Annotated in this window: 16 protein-coding genes; 7 read left to right on the forward strand and 9 right to left on the reverse strand. The window is 70.4% G+C overall.

Annotation, left to right across the window (positions count from 1 at the left end; translation table 11 throughout):
- Positions 1-27 precede the first annotated feature (27 nt).
- Together ACFYXM_RS17165 and ACFYXM_RS17170 are read right to left on the reverse strand one after the other, a co-directional pair.
- Positions 28-1,086 carry a 3-keto-5-aminohexanoate cleavage protein gene (locus ACFYXM_RS17165; protein WP_389290071.1) on the reverse strand — a complete coding sequence of 353 codons (1,059 nt, stop codon included), beginning with the start codon at positions 1,084-1,086 and terminating at the stop codon, positions 28-30.
- Positions 1,087-1,487: 401 nt separating this feature from the next.
- Positions 1,488-2,492: an AraC family transcriptional regulator gene (locus ACFYXM_RS17170; protein ID WP_389290072.1), complete on the reverse strand. Its 1,005-nt coding sequence runs from the start codon at positions 2,490-2,492 to the stop codon at positions 1,488-1,490.
- 221 nt (positions 2,493-2,713) lie between these two features.
- On the opposite strand from ACFYXM_RS17170, the gene ACFYXM_RS17175 reads away from it, so the two are divergent.
- On the forward strand, positions 2,714-4,216 hold the full coding sequence (locus ACFYXM_RS17175) for a long-chain fatty acid--CoA ligase (protein ID WP_389290074.1): 1,503 nt from the start codon (positions 2,714-2,716) through the stop codon (positions 4,214-4,216).
- Between the two features lie 526 nt (positions 4,217-4,742).
- On the opposite strand, the gene ACFYXM_RS17180 is transcribed toward ACFYXM_RS17175, so the two are convergent.
- Positions 4,743-5,108 (reverse strand): DUF4440 domain-containing protein, encoded by a 366-nt coding sequence (locus tag ACFYXM_RS17180; RefSeq protein WP_389290075.1) that lies wholly within the window; start codon positions 5,106-5,108, stop codon positions 4,743-4,745.
- Positions 5,109-5,215: 107 nt separating this feature from the next.
- Between ACFYXM_RS17180 and ACFYXM_RS17185 the strand changes: the two genes are divergently transcribed.
- Entirely contained in the window at positions 5,216-6,028 is an 813-nt protein-coding gene (locus ACFYXM_RS17185) for a thioesterase family protein (protein ID WP_389290076.1), read from the forward strand.
- A 182-nt stretch (positions 6,029-6,210) separates the two neighbouring features.
- On the opposite strand, the gene ACFYXM_RS17190 is transcribed toward ACFYXM_RS17185, so the two are convergent.
- A complete protein-coding gene (locus ACFYXM_RS17190) occupies positions 6,211-7,641 on the reverse strand; it encodes an ADP-ribosylglycohydrolase family protein (protein ID WP_389290077.1) in 1,431 nt (476 codons plus the stop codon).
- A complete protein-coding gene (locus tag ACFYXM_RS17195) occupies positions 7,641-8,813 on the reverse strand; it encodes an ADP-ribosylglycohydrolase family protein (RefSeq protein WP_389290079.1) in 1,173 nt (390 codons plus the stop codon). Before ACFYXM_RS17195 ends, ACFYXM_RS17190 begins: the two co-directional genes overlap by 1 nt.
- A gap of 499 nt (positions 8,814-9,312) precedes the next feature.
- Between ACFYXM_RS17195 and ACFYXM_RS17200 the strand changes: the two genes are divergently transcribed.
- The gene (locus ACFYXM_RS17200; protein WP_389290080.1) at positions 9,313-9,456 is read left to right on the forward strand and encodes a hypothetical protein; all 144 of its coding nucleotides are present in this window, start codon (positions 9,313-9,315) and stop codon (positions 9,454-9,456) included.
- Between the two features lie 132 nt (positions 9,457-9,588).
- Here ACFYXM_RS17200 and ACFYXM_RS17205 read toward each other — a convergent pair whose 3' ends face one another.
- On the reverse strand, positions 9,589-11,118 hold the full coding sequence (locus ACFYXM_RS17205) for an LCP family protein (RefSeq protein WP_389290082.1): 1,530 nt from the start codon (positions 11,116-11,118) through the stop codon (positions 9,589-9,591).
- A gap of 138 nt (positions 11,119-11,256) precedes the next feature.
- On the opposite strand from ACFYXM_RS17205, the gene tatA reads away from it, so the two are divergent.
- Together tatA and ACFYXM_RS17215 are read left to right on the forward strand one after the other, a co-directional pair.
- Positions 11,257-11,574: a Sec-independent protein translocase subunit TatA gene (gene tatA / locus ACFYXM_RS17210; RefSeq protein ID WP_389290083.1), complete on the forward strand. Its 318-nt coding sequence runs from the start codon at positions 11,257-11,259 to the stop codon at positions 11,572-11,574.
- A 263-nt stretch (positions 11,575-11,837) separates the two neighbouring features.
- A complete protein-coding gene (locus tag ACFYXM_RS17215; protein WP_389290272.1) occupies positions 11,838-12,416 on the forward strand; it encodes a TerD family protein in 579 nt (192 codons plus the stop codon).
- 56 nt (positions 12,417-12,472) lie between these two features.
- On the opposite strand, the gene ACFYXM_RS17220 is transcribed toward ACFYXM_RS17215, so the two are convergent.
- Genes ACFYXM_RS17220 through ACFYXM_RS17230 form a run of 3 tightly spaced genes read right to left on the reverse strand, consistent with a single transcriptional unit; the run spans position 12,473 to position 14,690 of the window.
- Entirely contained in the window at positions 12,473-13,423 is a 951-nt protein-coding gene (locus ACFYXM_RS17220; protein WP_389290085.1) for a hypothetical protein, read from the reverse strand.
- Between the two features lie 60 nt (positions 13,424-13,483).
- Positions 13,484-14,065 carry a TerD family protein gene (locus tag ACFYXM_RS17225; protein WP_389290087.1) on the reverse strand — a complete coding sequence of 194 codons (582 nt, stop codon included), beginning with the start codon at positions 14,063-14,065 and terminating at the stop codon, positions 13,484-13,486.
- A gap of 49 nt (positions 14,066-14,114) precedes the next feature.
- Positions 14,115-14,690 carry a TerD family protein gene (locus tag ACFYXM_RS17230; RefSeq protein WP_389290088.1) on the reverse strand — a complete coding sequence of 192 codons (576 nt, stop codon included), beginning with the start codon at positions 14,688-14,690 and terminating at the stop codon, positions 14,115-14,117.
- A 637-nt stretch (positions 14,691-15,327) separates the two neighbouring features.
- Here ACFYXM_RS17230 and ACFYXM_RS17235 point away from each other — a divergent pair.
- Together ACFYXM_RS17235 and ACFYXM_RS17240 are read left to right on the forward strand one after the other, a co-directional pair.
- On the forward strand, positions 15,328-16,083 hold the full coding sequence (locus tag ACFYXM_RS17235) for a 4'-phosphopantetheinyl transferase (protein WP_389290090.1): 756 nt from the start codon (positions 15,328-15,330) through the stop codon (positions 16,081-16,083).
- 149 nt (positions 16,084-16,232) lie between these two features.
- Positions 16,233-17,369 (forward strand): P1 family peptidase, encoded by a 1,137-nt coding sequence (locus ACFYXM_RS17240; RefSeq protein ID WP_389290092.1) that lies wholly within the window; start codon positions 16,233-16,235, stop codon positions 17,367-17,369.
- The last annotated feature ends 13 nt before the right edge of the window (positions 17,370-17,382 follow it).

A 17,382-nucleotide genomic window follows, 5' to 3' on the forward strand; every position in this document is an offset into this window, starting at 1 on the left:
ACCCGGTCCGCCGCCGATGGGGTCGGGTCAGTTCTTGGGGTCGCGCAGCATGGAACCGCGCCGGCCGGGGCGGCGGTTGGGCACCATGCCGAGCCGGTCCAGGGTCTCGTCGGCGTCCGAGTACCACTCGCCGATCCGGTAGACCTTCTTCGCCTCCTGCCCGGTGGCGATCTCACGCCCGAGCGCCCGGGCGATGGTGACCATCTGCTCGACCTGCTCCACGGAGGACATCCGCTCGCCCTTGTGCCGCCACAGGTTGTCCTCGTTACCCACCCGCACGTGCGTGCCGAGGGCGATGCCGATGGCATTCATCGGTGCCACCGCGCGCATGGATGCCTCGATGGTGAGTACGGCGCCGTCCGGGACACGGCGGATGAACTCGATCAGGTCGGCCGGGTGCCGGCCCGCGAACCCGCCTCCGATGGCAACGTAGTTGAGCACCAGCGGCCCGCTGTAGATGCCCCTGCGGATCAGCCGCTCCACGGTCTCCAGCTGGGCCATGTCGGCGAGTTGGAAGTGCGGCTGGATGCCGTTGGCACGGAGCCGTTCGAGATGTTCGAGGTAGAAGTCCGGCCCGGCCTCGACCACCATGTCCCGATAGGCCTTGTAGTAAGCCGGCTTGGCGATCGAAGTGCCCTCGATGTCCTCGTCGTCGAAGAGCTCGACGATGTTCATCTGGTTGGTATTGATCGCGATCGTCACCTGATCGGGCCTGGGAGTGATCTCGGCCAGCATGTGGCGAGTGTCGTAGCTGAGCCACTTGGCGTCGCCGCCCTCGTCCTCGGGGGCGAAGGAGATCGACCCGCCGATCTGCAGGACCATGTCCGGCACGGCCTCGCGCAGGCGGGCCATCAGCTCGTTGAACATGGAGATGCGCTTGGATCCGTGGCCGTCCAGCTCGCGCACGTGGATGTGCAGCACCGTGGCGCCGGCGTTGTAGCAGTCGACGGCCGCCTGCACGTGCTCGTCCATGGTGAGCGGCAGGTCGTCGGCGTCACCGGGCAACCACTCCGGCCCGTAGGGCGCGGCCTGGATGACCAGCTTCTCCTGGTTCTCCGGATACAGGGAGTCGTCGAAGAAGTGCATGCTCCATCTCCTTTGTCGGATGGTCTTCACTCGCCGCACGCATCACTGCCTTCGATGCGAGGCCTGGAGGGCTTGCGAGGAGCGGACGCGGGAATGCGGACGGGGTTCCGGGGCTCGCCGGGGTCTCGGATACGATCAGCGGACCCGGGAGAGGGCCTTCGGCTGCGGGCGGGGTTCTGCCCGTCCTCGTGTGATCGGCCATGTCCCTTGCGGTGAAGCAACGTTAAAGGCGGTCCAGGGCGTGCGCTTGACCGAAGGTGACAGAAGACTTACCGCTTGGGGACATGCCTCGCCCTCGCGGGCGTCATGTCCGGACCCGGACGGGAAATGCCGGGACATGGCGTGAACGGCCCTCCCATGCCCCCTGTGCGGAAACCTTGGGATCACTCCTCGCCGGACGGCTACTGCCCGGTCCCGCGGGCCCGCCACTGCCTCGGGCTGCAGCCGAACCGCTCGCGGAACCAGCGCGAGAAGGCACTCGGTGCCGAGAATCCCAGGAGCCCGGAGATCTCCGTGAACGAGCGGCGCGGGTTCGCCACGAGTTGCTCCGCGAGCTGGGCACGGGTGGCGTTGAGAACGGCGGAGAACGTCTCGCCCGAGGCCGCGAGGTGCCGGTGGATCGTCCTGCGGTCGATGCCGAGACTGTCTGCGACCTGCTCGATCGAACAGCGCCCGGTGGGCAGCAGGACTTCGATCAGCTCACGTACGCGGTCCAGCACGGTGGTGTCCTTCGCGACCGCGATGGACTCGACGTACTGCCGCGCGTAGGTGCGCAGCAGCGGGTCCGACATGGGGTTGGGAGCCTCGAGATCGCCGGCGTAGAAGACGATCCCGTTGAACTCCCGGTTGAATTCCACCACGGGGCCGAAGAGACGCCGGTGGGTACCGGGATCCGGCGGCGCCTCGTGCGTGAAGCACACGGACAGCGGCTGCCATCGGGCACCGAGAAAGCTGCGGAGGACCCCGTGGAAGGCGCCCACGGCAAGCTCCGTGGCCTGGCGGGCGGCCATGGCCTCACCCAGTTCGAGGCTGACCTTGAGGGTGGCCAGGCCGTTGGCCCCGGAGAGCCGGCTGCGGAGCATCTCGTTGTACATGTGCTCGTGGCGGACGAGCAGTTCGAGGACGCTGCGGACATCGGGCTCGTCGCGCAGGACCAGACTGATGGGGCCGAGGTTGGAGAAGCTGCGCCGCTCGGCGAGGAGCAGGCCGAAGTCGCCTCGCCGCGAGGCCTCCGCCGAGAGTTCGAGCAGCTGGGTGACCGCCGTGCCGGGGATCCATCTGTCCTGGACCGCGAGGCCGACGGGGTCCAGGCCCACGCGCTTCATCAGGGCCCTCGCATCGATGCCCAGTGACTGACTGACCTCGACATAGTTGTTCAGCGCTGCATTGCGGACAAGAGGCTTCATGAGCGCGCTCCAAGGGGCTTTGTCCCCAAGTGATAAGTGAGACGTCACGTCACGTCAAGTCATCGGCCACGTCGTGACCTAGCGTGGCACCACTGCGGTTGGGTTCTCCCCTGGATACGGTCTTCCGGCCGATCGGAAGTCCAGCGGAGAGCACCATCGGGCCTCGGCCGCTGCCGACGCCAACGGTGACCGCCACCAACCCGGACGGAAGAGGAAACCGAATGAACAACCTCGCCACGCTCCTGGCCGAATCCGCGAGGGCCGACGGCGACCATGTCGCCGTGCGGCAGGATGAGCTCGTTCTCACCTATGCCCAACTCGACGACAAGAGCGCCCGGTTCGCCTCACTGTTGCAGACCAGGGGCGTACGGCCGGGCGATCGCGTCGCGTTGGTCATGCCCAACGTCACCTGCTTCCCGGTCGCGTATTACGGCATCCTCCGGTGCGGTGGCGTGGTGGTACCGATGAATCCACTGTTGAAGGCCCGTGAAATAGGCTTCGCTCTCCGGGATTCCGGATCGCGGACCGTGGTGACGTTCCCGCCCTGCGCGGACGAGGTCGCAAAGGCTGCGGCGGAGACCGGGGCCGAATGCCTGGTCACCGGCTCGACCGCGTTCGACATCGCGGTGACGGCGACCGAACCGATGCCGCACATCGTCGACCGGGCGGACGACGACACTGCCGTGATTCTCTACACGTCGGGCACGACAGGAACCCCGAAGGGCTCCGAGCTGACCCACCGCAACCTGATGACCAACGCGGCTACTGCGGCCGAGACGCTGCTCCACGTCGGGCCGGGCGACGTGCTGTTCGGGGGCCTTCCGCTGTTCCACGCCTTCGGGCAGACCTGCGCCCTCAACACCGCCGTCGCCGCGGGCGCCACCCTGACCCTGCTGCCGCGGTTCGAACCGGCCAAGGCGTTGGAGATCATGCAACACGACGGGGCCACCGTCTTCCTGGGCGTGCCCACGATGTACACCGCCCTGCTTCACACCGGGATCCCCGAGGGCTCCGACCTCTCACGACTGCGCCTGGCCGTTTCCGGCGGTGCTTCCTTGCCGGTCGAGGTACTGCACGACTTCGAACGGACATTCGGCGTCACGGTGCTGGAGGGCTATGGGCTGTCGGAGACGTCGCCCGTCGCGGCGTTCAACCCTCCGGACAGGCCCCGCAAGGCCGGCTCGATCGGTCTCCCGATCCGCGGGGTCGAGCTCAAGGTCGTGGCGGACGACGGCACCTCGGTGAGACCCGGTGAGGTGGGTGAGATCGCGATCCGCGGCGACAACGTGATGAAGGGCTACTGGAATCGTCCGGACGCGACCGCGGATGCCATCCGGGACGGGTGGTTCCACAGCGGCGATCTGGCCCGCGTCGACGAGGACGGCTACTACTTCATCGTCGACCGGAAGAAGGACCTCATCATCCGTGGCGGATACAACGTCTACCCGCGTGAGATCGAGGAGGTGCTCTACGAACACCCGGCCGTCGCCGAGGCCGCGGTGGTCGGCGTGCCGCACGAGTCCTACGGCGAGGAGGTAGCCGCCGTCGTGACCCTCCGGGACGGTGCGCAGATCACGGCCGATGAGATACGCGACCATGTCAAACAGCGCGTGGCGGCGTACAAGTATCCGCGGATCGTCACCTTCACCGACGAACTCCCCAAGGGAGCAACCGGCAAGATCCTCAAGCGGGAGATCGTCGTCGAGCAGCTGGGATGCCGCTGAGACCCTCGCGTCGGTCCTGGAGTTCGCCGAGCCGGCGCAGGGCGGTGTTGCTCGGCAGGAAGCAGTACTCGCCGCCGCGGGTGACGACGAACGTGGCAGTGGGGTGAGGCGCCGTCGCAGCGGCCTGCGGGGAATGGTGAAACCGCTGCCACCGTCATGAGATCCGGTGACGGAAGTCCATCGCCTGCTGGACCACAGCGGCGGTATGCGCCCTGCTCGCCCTCGCCGGAACCGCCGAAGCCACCATGGCCGAGCCCGAGACGTGGTACTCCGCAGCCGTCTGTGGTGTCGAGAGGATCGGAAGCGGCGACCACGGAAAGAAGCAGCTCAAGGGCGCCGGAAAGGGAAAGAGAAAGTCGGAGGCCGAAAAGACCGCCCGGCGAGATGTGCACACGGGCCGACTCGTCGGCGTTCCGGTCCGATGTGCCGGTCCGCCGACGAGTCGCCCGCCGGCGTTCCGGGCGCAGCCGTTTCGGGCGCAGGCGTTTCGGGTGTCGGCCGCGTTCAACCGACGAGGCTTCCCTGTTCAGTCGACGAGGGTCCCCTGGTGGAAGTACATCCGCCAGCCCGTCTCCGTCAGGCGCCACAGGGAGCTTCGCCGGGCCCGCCGACCCTGGTCGTCGGCGAAGTACGTCAGGTGGACGATGCCCGGGGCAAGGACGACTCCCGACATTTCGCTGACCTCGACAGGGGACTTCGGGGACACGGTGTCGCCACTGGTGACCGCGAGGATCGACTCCACGTCCCATCGTCGCCCGGAAGCGCCGATCTCGGTGAACTCCGGGTCCAACAGCTCCAGGACCCGGTCGGGGACCGCGCGTACCGCAGGGTCGAGAAGCAGTATCTCCCCGGCGATGGCCGCTTGAACGAACCGCTCGTTCTCATCCGTCATGCGGAAACCCTATGGGCCGTCGCCCCTTCGGCACCCTCCCTTTTCGCTGCCCGACGACGTGGTCGTACCCTGCAAGCGATCATCCGTCACCGGACGCAGGAGGCCAGTTGCACCCCTCGGACGTTCCCCCGGCCGGCTACTTCGAGCGCATCGACGAACGGACCTACCGGCCCACCGTGCACGCCGGTGGCGCCTGGCAGTCGGACGAGCAGCACTTCAGTCCGCTCGGCGGGCTGGTCGTCCACGCCATCGAGCGGTTTCTGGCCACCCGCGGGCGTACGGGGCCGGAGCTGCACCTGAGCCGCATCAGCTACGACATCCTCGGCCGCATCGCCGTCGACGACACCGAGATCCATGTCGAGACGATCCGCCCCGGCCGCACCATCGAGCTGGTCGAGGCCACCGTGGTCATCGCGGGGCGGTCCACGGTGCGCGCCCGTGCCTGGCTGCTCGCGGCGGGCGACACCGCCTCCGTCGCCGGGGGCGAGACCGAGGCCCTGCCCCATCCCGACGGGGTGGAGCCGTGGCCGATGGCCTCGGTCTGGCCCGGCGGGTTCATCGCGTCGCTCGACGTGCGGGCCGTCGACCCGCCGCAGCCCGGCCGTGCCAGGACCTGGGTGTCGACCGGCAGGCCCCTCGTGACCGGTGAGGAGGCGAGTCCGCTGGCGTCCTACGTGGGCCTCGTCGACACCGCCAATGGTGTCGCGGTACGTCAGCCGCCCGGGAAGTGGATGTTCCCGAACGTCGACCTGACCATTCATCTGCATCGTCGGCCACGGGGCGGCTGGGTCGGTCTGGACACCTCCGTCGTCTTCGGCGCCGAGGGGCACGGCCTCACCAGTACCGTCCTCCACGACGTCCACGGACCCGTCGGACAGGCCCAGCAGATACTCACCGTGAGGCCGTTGGAAACCTCCTGAGGGATGTGACGCGCGAGGACGGTTCCCTCTCGGCTGCCCGTCCACGGGCTACGGGAGGGAGCCCTCGTGAGGAGTGGCCCCGGCGGCGAGCAGGACGGCGACCGTCTCCGAGTACGGGCCGCCCCGCGCCCATCCGAGCGGGGAGCGGCCCGACCCCCTCATAGATCATCTCGTGGGCGTTCTCAGGCCCTCTCCTCGGATTCGCGGGCCTCCAGGGTGAGTCGGGCGAGTTCGTCGAAGCCGATGCCGTCGAAGTCGCCGATGCCGGTGGCGAGGCGGTTCTTCAGCGGGGCGGTCCAGTGTTCACCGAGTGCGTCCGGGCCGCCCGCCAGCAGGCCGGTGATCGAACCGGCCGTGGCGCCGTTGGAGTCCGTGTCCCAACCGCCGGACACAACGCGGCAGACGGCACCCGCGAAGTTCCCGTCCGCGTGGGTGAGAGCGGCTGCCAGCAGGGCCGCGTTCGGCAGTACGTGCACCCAGTGGTGGTCGGGGGCGTAGCGGGTGTGCAGTGCGTCGACGACCCGCTCGAAGCCGGCCGGGGTGCCGGTGGGCTCGGCCCGCGCGGTCTCGATGCCGAAGCGGATCGCCTGTGCGTAACGGGAGTCCGGCGGGATGTGGGCAAGGGCGGCGGTGAGCGTGTCGTGGACCGTGGTGGGATTGGGGCCGGCCGCGTGCGCGATGGCCGCCGCCACGAACATCTCGCCGTAGACACCGTTCGCCGTGTGGGACAGCGTCGCGTCCCTGCGGGCGAGTTCGGCGGCCCGCGCGGGATCGCCCGGGTTCGTCCAGCCGAAGACGTCCGCCCTGATCTGCGCGCCGATCCACTCGCGGAACGGGTTGCGGTACGTGGCCGTCAGCGGCGGCTCCAGCCCGGCCAGCAGGTTGCGGTAGGCGACGCGCTCCGCGGTGAACGTGCGGCCGGCGGGCAGTTCCTCCAGCCACAGGCGTGCCACGTCGACCGTGCCGAAGCCGTGGCCATGACGCCGGAGCAGCAGGAGGTTGAGAAGCGGGTAGTCGAGGTCGTCGTCCTCCGGCATGCCGTCGATGTTCTCGGCCAGGGAGGTGGGGCGGGACCTGCGGTTCCACGGGTGGGCCGCCGCGATCCGCGGATCCAGGCCCCGCTCGGTGAACCACGTGCGCAGGGGCCAGTTGCCGGTGGACCTGCCGATGGCGCGGATGCCGGGAAGCGGGATCTTCTCCACGGGTTTGCCCAGCAGGCAGCCGATCGCCCTGCCCAGCCAGGCCGCGTGCAGCCGGTCGAGCTCCGCGCGTGCGACGACAACCCCGCGTGTGCCGGTAGCCCCGCGCGGGGCCGGTTCCGTACGCCGCGGCGTGTCCGGGCCCAGGGGGACGGTGGGCGGCGGGCCGGGTGTGGGTTCCACCGCTGCCAGAGGGGCCGGAAGCCGTGCCAGTTCATCGAGCAACTCCTCGGCGAGCGCGCGCAGTCCGGGTGCGACCGGCCGGGCGGAGGCGCCGTCCCGGTCGGGCGCCGGACGGCCGCCCGCCGCGACCCAGCGGTGTGCGATCCCGGTCGCGTCCCGGCCGTCCTGTGCGGCCTGGCGCAGCTCGTGCCCGATCAGGTCCTCGGGCTGGACCCAGGTCAGACGCAGCATCAGGAGCCCGTGATCGCCGAGAAGGCCGCCTCGTGGGCGCGGCGCCGTTCCAGGTCGAGCGCGTGCACCTCGCGGGCGACCCGGGCCAGGGACGCCGCGGGGGCGCGCAGATCCAGTCGGCTGGCCCGGGCGACCTCGGTGCTCCATTCGCGGGGCACCGCCTGTTCACCGCACAGGGCGCCGACGATCGCACCGCTCATCGTGGCGATCGAATCGCAGTCGCGGCCGTAGTTGACCGATCCGAGCACCGTGTGCCGGAAGTCACCGCCGCCCACCAGCACCATCCCCAGGGCGACGGGGAGTTCCTCGATGGAGTGCAGCCGCGACGGACGACGGGCCCCCAGCGAGGGCCTGCGGTAGTCCGGACCGACCGTGTCGAAGGGGGCCACCGCCTGCCTCAGCGGTACCAGGGCATCCTCGAAGTCGTCGTACCGGACGGCGACTTCGCACACCGCCTCGATGGCCGCCCTCGTGCCGTCCTTCGCCAGTCCGAGGGCGCCCTCGACGACGGAGACGGGGGTGGCGTCCGGCTTGAACGCGGCGGCCACCGCGGCCGCGAGGACCCCCGCCGCCTCGCGCCCGTAGGACGACTGGTGCGCCCCCGCCACGTCCAGCGCCTCCTGGTACGCGGCGAGCGGGTCGCCCGCGTTGACCACGCCGACGGGCGCCATGTACATCGCCGCACCGCAGTTGACGATGTTGCCGACGCCCGCCTCGCGCGGGTCGACGTGCCCGTAGTGGATGCGTGCGACGATCCACTTCTCCGCGAGGAAGATCCGCTGGAGCGGCAGCGCCTCCGCCTCCAGCTCCGGGATCCAGCGGGTGCGGCTGATCAGGTCGGGGACCAGGTGGTCGGCGACGGCGTAGGCGTCGAGGTGGTCGCGGACCTTCTCGTAGACGCGGATCAGGGCGTGCGTCATCAACGTGTCGTCGGTGACATGGCCGTCGCCCTTGTGGAACGGCGCGAGGGGGCGAGCGGTCCGCCACTCGTCCTTGTGGAACGGTTCCACGATGCCGCGCACCCGGCCGCCGTGCCGTTCGACGATGGCCTCGGGGGCCCAGCCCTCGACCGCGCCGCCGAGCGCGTCGCCCACGGCGGCACCGACGAGGCTCCCGAAGGTGCGCTCCTCCAAGGTCGTGACGGTTCGTTCGATATCGGTCCGGGTGGTCATACCGGGTTCCTTCCGGGCGTGGGGGAGGGCTTTGAAGCGGGTCCCGGGGACGCCGGAGCGCGTCGGGTCGTTCTCGGTTCCGGTCGTCTCCGGGCCCATGCCCCGCATCGGCGTCGACGGCGGTCGAGGGCTACGGTCGCGGTTGTCGGCCGGGTGGTCCCGGATGCCGACGCCCCGGTCGCGGCCCGGTACGGAACAATCACTCGGGCGGGTGATCGGGCCCGTGCCGGGCGCCGGTTGCTTCCACGCTTTCGGCCATGCCCTGGAACTGGATGCAGATCACACTCACCCGCCGACCCGGGACCGGGCCGGTTACGGGTCGGCGGCCATCGGAACGGGTGGGCTGACGTACGGCGAGGCGCGCCGGACGGTGCACACGTCCCTGCTGGCCCTGGCGGAACGGCCTGGGACCGACCGCCGCCACCTACGCCAGGGCGGCCGGCATGTGGAGCCGCGGCGTCCGCGATGACGTGCCGGCCGCCGGGCTCCGATCTCACGGGTGTACGAGTACGGGCGACTGCCGGGCGAGACTGCGGAGCGGGCCGCGCACGAGATCGTGGAGGAGTTCAGCATGAACACCACCGGGGAGCCGCACCGGGTGATCCTCACGGCCGACTCGCCGGGCGGCCACGCACGGCCATGACCGGGTGGGCCTTTCCCGCGCCGGGGGACCGGCTGTCCGATACCGGGGTCCGGCTTCCTCGTGCCGGGGCCCCATTCCCTCGTACCAGGGTCCGGCTGTCCGGTACCGGGCCAGTCGGCCGCTGACGATCGGTCAGCCGTACGAGAGGTCGGAACAGGGGTTGTCGTCGGCGGAGCGGGCGCCCTCGGAGACCTGGGCGGGGACGTGCGCCGGCGGCGGTGAGGCAGGGGCTTCCGGCTCGTCCGCGTAGGTGCGGCCGAGCAGGACGGTGATGCCCGGCGCCGTCACCGGGGCGAGTCGCGCGCCGGGGAAGACCCGGGCCGCCTTTCCGGCCTGTTGCTCCTGACCGGGGCCGTACTCGATCACAGTCGTCGCCTGGTCGCGGACGGTGGCGGTCGTGGCCTCGGTGACGGTGAAGCCGTGTCCTTCGAGCATCTCGGCGGCACGGGCGGCGAGGCCGGTCACGGTGGTGCCGTTGTGCACGGCCACCGAGACACCGGCGCCGGAGACGGGCGTATCCGCGCCGGAGGCGGGTGCGTCGGCGCCCGGCGAGGGAGAGGCGGCCGATCCGTTCCTCCCGCTCCCTCCGGCGTCCTGGCCGTCGAGGGTGCGATCGGCCCGCAGTGCCGCCCACAGGGCGTCGGCGTCCGGATGGACGATCGCCACGCGTGCCCCCTGGTACTTCCAGGGCACGGTCACGAACTTGGTGTTGTGGAGATCGATGTCCTTCATCGACATCGCGAAGGCGACGAGTTTGTCGGCGGTGCCGAGCCCGGGGTCGACGGTCATCGATTTGGTGGCCGCGTCCGCGATCGGCAGCAGTTTGGACGGGGTCGGTCCATCGCTCTTGATCTGTTTCAACAGGCTGGCGACAAAGGCTTGTTGGCGCTTTATGCGACCTATGTCGGAACCGTCCCCGATGCCGTGCCGGATGCGTACGTAGTCGAGCGCCCGCTGACCGGAGACCGTCTGCGGCCCCTTGGCGAAGATCCGTTTGCCGCGGGTGGGGCGATGGGGGTCGAGGTCGCGCTGGTAGACGTCCTGCGGCAGGCAGACCTGGACGCCCCCCACGGCCTCCGTCATCGCAGCGAAGCCCTTGAAGTCGACGACGACGGTGTGATCGACGCGCAGCCCGGTGAGTTTCTCCACGGTGTTCTGGGTGCAGGCGGGGTTGCCCTCGGGCGTCTCGCCCACCGAATAGGCCGCGTTGAACATGGCGCCGGACTGCGGGGCGGACCAGGATCCGTCCGGCAGTTTGCAGGGCGGGATGTCGACCAGGGTGTCACGGGGGATCGAGACGGCGACGGCGTGCTTCTGATCCGCGTACGTGTGCAGCAGGAACGCGGTGTCGGACCGGCCGATGTCGTCCGCGTCCCCGCCGCCCAGTGCGATGTTGCCGCCGGTCCGGGCGTCCGAGCCGATCACCAGGACGTTCGACCCCTTGGTGGAGGCCGGCGGCCGGTCGCCGGACACGCCGTCCGCGCTGAAGGTGCTGATGTTGCCGTTGAGCCGCGTGTAGACCCACCCGGCACCGGCCGCTCCCAGGACGAGCAGGGAGACGGCGGCGGCGAGGGCCGTGCGGCCCGTGCTCCGCCTGCGTCGTCGTCCGCGTTCCGCCGCTGCGCGCGCACGGCGCCGGGAAGCCTGGCGGCTGTCTGTCATGCGTCCACCCCATCGGTTCCGGCCACAGGAAGGGGGCGACCGACCCCACCTCAATGGTTGTACAGTTGCGCAATGTAGCAAGCGTGTCCGGTGGATGGCTCCTCGCGTGGGCCATCGGGAAGAGAGTGGGGTGGCGGAGTGTTCCGCAACGCGTTGGAGCCCTGGCATCTGCTGATCGTGGTGCTTGTGATCATCGTTGTGTTCGGGTCGAAGAAGCTGCCCGAGAGTGCGCGGGCGCTGGGCAAGTCGCTGCGCATTCTGAAGAGCGAGACCAGGGCCATGAAGGAGGAGTGCGCGCCCTCGCCCGCCCCGTCCGGGGCCGGGGATGCGGCAGGTGCGTCGGCTCCGGACGGGGCGGGCGCTGCCGGGGGGCCCGCGTCCCGGACCATCCGCTCGGCTCCGGGCGACGCCGCCTCGGCGCGTCCGGTCGTGGAGAACGGCGCCGAGTCCCGTTGAGGTGCGCGGCGTCCGGCTCCGTCGGCGCGCGGGTGCCGAAGTCCGTGCGGGGTCTGCGCCCGAGGGGGCTGCGATCCGAGGGGGCTTCGTCCGGGGTGCTCCCGCGCGGAGCCGGCGTGTGGTGATCGTGGCCGCGTCCCCGTCGTACAGGCATTTCAAAAATTGCGTAACTTTTGAACTATGGTGAGTTCGACACGCACCCGGCGGAGCTCCGGCGCTCCGGCGGACACATTGTCGGCGCGCCTCGAAGGAGAGTAGAAGTGTTGGGCGTCAGTCTCGCCAAGGGTCAGAACGTCGTCCTGAACCAGGACGGCACGCCGCTCGCCGATGTCACCGTCGGCCTGGGCTGGGACGCGCGTCCGGCCGACGGCGCGGACTTCGATCTCGACGCGTCCGCGATCATCTGCGGACCGGACCAGAAGGCCGTCTCCGACCAGCATTTCGTCTTCTACAACAATCTCGTCGCCCCGGGCGGGGCGGTGCGGCACACCGGCGACAACACGACCGGCGAGGGCGAGGGCGACGACGAGCAGATTCTCGTGGACCTCGACCGGCTCGACGAGAACACCGGACAGATCGTCTTCATCGTCTCCATCCACGACGCGCAGAACCGCGGGCAGAACTTCGGACAGGTCGAGGACGCCTACATCCGTGTGGTCGACAACCTCACCGGTCGCGAGATGTGCCGCTACGAACTCTCCTACGACGCCGCCGGTGAGACGGCGATGGTCTTCGGCGCCCTGTACCGCAGGGGCGGGGAATGGAAGTTCCGGGCCATCGGGCAGGGGTACGCGTCCGGCCTGGCCGGTATCGCGGTCGACTACGGCGTGGACATCGTCTGACGACGTCCTGCCCGACGGCGGCGCACCTGTCGTTGTCATCGGCGAGCGTGTCGCTGTCAGCGGCGCGTGTCGGGGAGGCCCGGCCCACTGAAGTCGGGACCACTGAAGTCCGGCCCGCTGAAGTCGGGCCCGCTGAAGTCGGGCCGGCCGAACTCCGGTCGGCTGAACTCCGGTCGGACGAAGTCCTGACTGTCGGGCCCCCGGCCGTCCGGCGTCGGGCCTTCGCGATCCGGATCACCGCCACCCGGTCCGGCGAAGTCGGGGCTGCTGAAGTCCGGTCGGCCGAAGTCCGGGCTGCCGAAGCCGGGCCGGCCGAAGTCCGGGCTGCTGAATCGCGGCCGGTGGCCGGAGCCTGCGCGGGGGCCGGGATCGGGATCCGCGTGTGCTTCCTGGAACCGGGCGACGAGGAACGGCCTGATGCCGACGTCGCGCAGCGCTTCGAGCCATGCCTCCCTGGCCCGGTCGAGGTCGGCGGAGGGGGCCGCACGGCCGCTCGCAGTGGATTCCTTGTGCTCCGCGGCGGTCCGGTAGAGGGCGATGAGGCCGATGACGGCGGTCGACGCGGCCGTACCGAGGCTGATCCAGCCCGCGTGGACCAGGGTGTCCGCCGTGGCGGGCAGGCTGTCGGCGAGCCGCAGTCCGTATCCCAGCAGCAGGAACGTGGCCGCGGCGACGGCGGCCAGAACCGGGGTGAGGACCGCCAGCACGGGCACCAGGCCCGCTCCGGTGCGTTCCTGGCGCCCCGGCCCGGACGGGGACGTGGTCCGGTCGGTCCGTACGTCGTCGCTGCCGTGCGACCGTTGCCGCAGCTCGGCGTACGACCGGTACTCGGCCTCGGCGGCCGCGGCGACACGGGGAGCCGCCGCCAAGCCCTGGACGCGCAGCTCCCCGGCGCCCAGCGGAGATCGGGCCAGCAGGCGCCGTATCTCCGCCGACTCGATGACCTCGTCCAGGACCGCCGCGTAGTCCGCCGTGTCCTCGTCCCGCAGCCGGAACGACCGGTCCATTGCGTTCCCCCGATGTGTGATCCGATGTTCCGGCCCGGTGGCGGGCACGGCGTGCGCGACCTACAGATGTCCGGCGACGACCGGCAGCAGGTCCTGGAAGGTGCGACCGTGGGTGGCGGCGCCGATGGCGGTCATCTGCCAACCAGCCCCGGAGCGCGCCACCTTGGCCATGATCTGCGCGGTGTGACGTCCGCCGCCGCTCAGCGTGTAGCGCGCCAGCTCCTGCCCCGTGGTCTCGTCGATCAGCCGGCAGAAGGCGTTGTCGACCTCCTCGAAGGTCTGGCCGGTGAACGAGTTGACGGTGAACACGATCTGGTCGATGTGGGCGGGTACACGCTGCAGATCGACGAGGATCGACTCGTCGTCGCCCCCTTGGCCGGCCCCGCCGACGAGGTTGTCGCCGGTGTGCCGCACCGATCCGTCGTCGCTCGTCAGGTGCTGGAAGAAGACCACGTCCTGGGGCTGTGCCCCGGCGAACAGGATCGCCGAGGCGTCCAGGTCGATCTCTCGTGCGGTCAGGCGGGCGAGGAACCCCTTGCGGGGCGCGGCCTTCCAGCCGAGTCCCATGCGTACGACGGTGAGTTCGCCGCCTCCGGACTTGGTGAGGCTGATGCGCTGGCCCTTGGTCAGGTCGACGCTCATGGTCCGTTCTCCTCTCGGACGTGCCGGTCGTCGGGTGGGGGAGCGGGGGTCAGAGAAGGACGCCGTAGTCGGCGACGATGCCGCTCAGACCGGAGGCGTACCCCTGACCGACGGCACGGAACTTCCACTCGGCGCCGTTGCGGTACAGCTCGCCGAAGACCATCGCCGTCTCGGTGGACGCGTCCTCGCTGAGGTCGTAGCGGGCGATCTCGGCCCCGCCCGACTGGTTGACCACCCGGATGTACGCGTTGCGGACCTGGCCGAAACTCTGGCCCCGGCCCTCCGCCTCATGGATCGACACGGGGAACACGATCTTCGCCACGTCGGCGGGCACGGCGGCCAGGTCGACCTTGACGATCTCGTCGTCCCCCGCACCCTCGCCGGTGAGGTTGTCACCCGTGTGCTCGACCGAACCGTCCGGGCTCCGGAGGTTGTTGTAGAAGACGAAGTGCGCGTTGGAGAGCACCTTGCCCGCCCCGTCGCACAGCAGCGCGCTGGCGTCCAGGTCGTAGTCCGCGCCGGTGGTCGTGCGGACGTCCCAGCCCAGGCCCACCAGTACGGCGGTGAGACCCGGAGCCTCCTTGGTCAGCGAGACGTTTCCGCCCTTGGCGAGGCTCACACCCACAGCGATTCTCCTCTTCCCGGTTCTTCCCGAAGTCGGCGCCGGACAGTCACCGTCCGCGCGCTCTGTGACAGCAACTGAAATCTACAGCACTGTAGATTTATCTGTGGACGCCGGCCGGATCGTGTGGGTCGGTGTGCGCGACCCGGATCCGCCGGCCCGGGCTCGCGGAGACCGAACCGAACCCGAGCCGGGCCTGACCGGTCCGGGGCGGTCCGGTCGGCCCGACCAGGCTCCGTCCACCCCGTCCCGTTCCCGTTCCGGTGCGTGGTCGGGAGGTCTCCTGCGCGCATCCGGGCACCGCGTGTCACGCGGCACGTGGTGCGCGCGTGGCACGCATCACGTATCAGGCACGATGCGATGAACCTTCGGCCCCGCTGCAACTAGTGCCGCGGCAGGCTACGTTTGCCCGTCAAGGAGCGGCGTGGGGTGCGTGCTCTCGGTGTGCCGGCCGGAAGTCCTTGTACTGGACGTACTTGGGCTTTCGGCTGGTGCAGCGAGAGTGCGTGCCCGACGTCGCGACGGGGCAAACGTTGCCTGATGCGGCACTAGTGTTCGTGCGAGGGGAATGCTGGGTACGGCACCGGACGGACGGTGCCGCACCGCCGAGGCGGCGCAGCGGACGAATGAGGGGGAGACCGTGATCGAGAGAATCCTGCCGTCGCGGGTGGTCGTGGAGGAAGCGTTCTCGGATCCGCCCCACGCCACCCTCTTCCCCGCCGAGGAGGAGCTGGTCCGCAACAGTGTGGAGGTGCGGCGCAGGGAGTTCACGACGGTGCGCCACTGCGCCCGTCGCGCGCTCGGCGCGCTCGGTGTCGCTCCGGCGCCGATACTCAAGGGCGAACGCGGTGCCCCGGTCTGGCCGCGTGGGACCGTCGGGAGCATGACCCACTGCACCGGCTACCGAGCCGCCGCGGTGGCGTACCGGGCTGATGTCCGCACCCTCGGCATAGACGCCGAACCGCACGCACCCCTGCCCGACGACGTGCACGACAGCATCGCGCTCGCGACGGAGCAGCGGCGCGAGCGCGAACTGCGCGGCCGGAACCCCGGGATCCACTGGGACCGGCTGCTGTTCAGCGCGAAGGAGAGCGTCTACAAGACGTGGTTCCCGCTCACCCATCGCTGGCTGGGCTTCGAGCAGGCCGACATCGTGCTCCGCCCGGACGGCTCCTTCACCGCGGAACTGCTGGTGCCCGCCGAGGAATTGGTGGCGACGGCCGATGCCATGACAGGAGCCGTGCCGGATGCCGTACCGGGAACGGCCTCCGGCACACAGCTGCGGACGTCCGCCGCGCCGCCGTCGGTCCCCAGGGAGCTGCGGGGACGGTGGCTGGTCGCGGACGGCCTGCTGGCGACCGCGATCGTCGTCGAGAACGTGCCGGACACCCCGTAGCTCCCCGCATGGCCAGTAGCGAGCCCGAGACCCGTCGCACTACCCGCGGCCGGGGACGCGACCGGCGGCCGGGACGTGGTCTGCAGCGAGTGCGCGGTCGTCGTCGCCCCCTCGTGCCGGGCCCGGGGCCACCCGTAGTCTCTGCGCGCATGAGCGATGTTCACACGAACGAAGGACGCAAGCGCGCGCGTGAGGCGGGCATCCCACTGACGGGTGAGCCGGGGCGGTGGAACGCGATCACCGACGTTCCGGGCGTCGAAGTCGGCTACGTCACGCTCGTCGAGGGCGACGACGTACGCACCGGAGTGACGGCGCTCCTGCCGCGCGGCCGGGACGGCGTGGGGACCCCTTGCGCGGCGGGCTGGCACTCGTTCAACGGCAACGGCGAGATGACCGGCACGGCCTGGATCGAGGAGAGCGGCTCGCTCGCCGTCCCGGTGCTCATCACCAACACGTACGCGGTGGGCCCGGTGCACCGGGGCGTCGTCGAGTGGGTGCGAGCCAACTGCCGGGGGATGGCACCGGAGTGGCTGCTGCCGGTGGTGACGGAGACGTGGGACGGCCATCTGAACGACATCCACGGCACGGCGGTGCGGGAACACCACGCGGGAGCCGCGATCGAGGCGGCGGCCTCCGGTCCCGTCGAGGAGGGGTGTGTCGGCGGCGGCACGGGCATGCGCTGCTACGGCTTCAAGGGCGGCTCGGGGACGGCGTCGCGGGTGGTCCGCTACGGTGCCGACCGCTACACCGTGGGCGCGTTCGTGCAGGCGAACTTCGGCGCTCGCCGCGAACTGGTGGTGGCGGGTGTGCCGGTGGGGCGCGAACTGCCCGCCGCGGTCACGGCGTCCGAGCCGGTTCCGGGGACCGGCGAGGAGCGCCCGGTGCCGCCCGGGGCGGGCTCGGTGATCGTGGTGGTGGCGACCGACGCGCCGCTGCTGCCTGGGCAGTGCAAGGCGCTGGCGCGACGGGCGACGCTGGGGCTGGGCCGTACCGGAACCACCGGCAGCCATTTCTCCGGGGATCTCTTCCTGGCCTTCTCCACGGCCAACCCGACCGCGCTGACCAGTACGTTCCCCGAGGACGACGGCAGCGCACCGTACGAGTCGATGCGCTTCGTGCCGTGGGGGCGGATGGACCCGTTCTACGGAGCGGTGGTCGAGTCGGTGGAGGAGGCGGTGCTCAACGCGCTCACCGGTGCGCACTCGATGACCGGACGGGCCGGCCACCACGTGTCGGCGCTTCCGCTGGACGAGGTGACCGGACTGGTGGCGGACCGGACGCGCTGACGCGGCACGCCGG

The organism is Streptomyces sp. NPDC002476 (assembly GCF_042889785.1).
Classification (GTDB): Bacteria; Actinomycetota; Actinomycetes; order Streptomycetales; family Streptomycetaceae; genus Streptomyces.

What these genes read in the sequence shown, in the direction of transcription:
- ACFYXM_RS17165 (WP_389290071.1), bottom strand. Translation starts at nt 1,086, where the DNA reads ATGCACTTCTTCGACGACTCCCTGTATCCGGAGAACCAGGAGAAGCTG.
- ACFYXM_RS17170 (WP_389290072.1), bottom strand. Translation starts at nt 2,492, where the DNA reads ATGAAGCCTCTTGTCCGCAATGCAGCGCTGAACAACTATGTCGAGGTC.
- ACFYXM_RS17175 (WP_389290074.1), top strand. Translation starts at nt 2,714, where the DNA reads ATGAACAACCTCGCCACGCTCCTGGCCGAATCCGCGAGGGCCGACGGC.
- ACFYXM_RS17180 (WP_389290075.1), bottom strand. Translation starts at nt 5,108, where the DNA reads ATGACGGATGAGAACGAGCGGTTCGTTCAAGCGGCCATCGCCGGGGAG.
- ACFYXM_RS17190 (WP_389290077.1), bottom strand. Translation starts at nt 7,641, where the DNA reads ATGCTGCGTCTGACCTGGGTCCAGCCCGAGGACCTGATCGGGCACGAG.
- ACFYXM_RS17195 (WP_389290079.1), bottom strand. Translation starts at nt 8,813, where the DNA reads ATGACCACCCGGACCGATATCGAACGAACCGTCACGACCTTGGAGGAG.
- ACFYXM_RS17205 (WP_389290082.1), bottom strand. Translation starts at nt 11,118, where the DNA reads ATGACAGACAGCCGCCAGGCTTCCCGGCGCCGTGCGCGCGCAGCGGCG.
- ACFYXM_RS17220 (WP_389290085.1), bottom strand. Translation starts at nt 13,423, where the DNA reads ATGGACCGGTCGTTCCGGCTGCGGGACGAGGACACGGCGGACTACGCG.
- ACFYXM_RS17225 (WP_389290087.1), bottom strand. Translation starts at nt 14,065, where the DNA reads ATGAGCGTCGACCTGACCAAGGGCCAGCGCATCAGCCTCACCAAGTCC.
- ACFYXM_RS17240 (WP_389290092.1), top strand. Translation starts at nt 16,233, where the DNA reads ATGAGCGATGTTCACACGAACGAAGGACGCAAGCGCGCGCGTGAGGCG.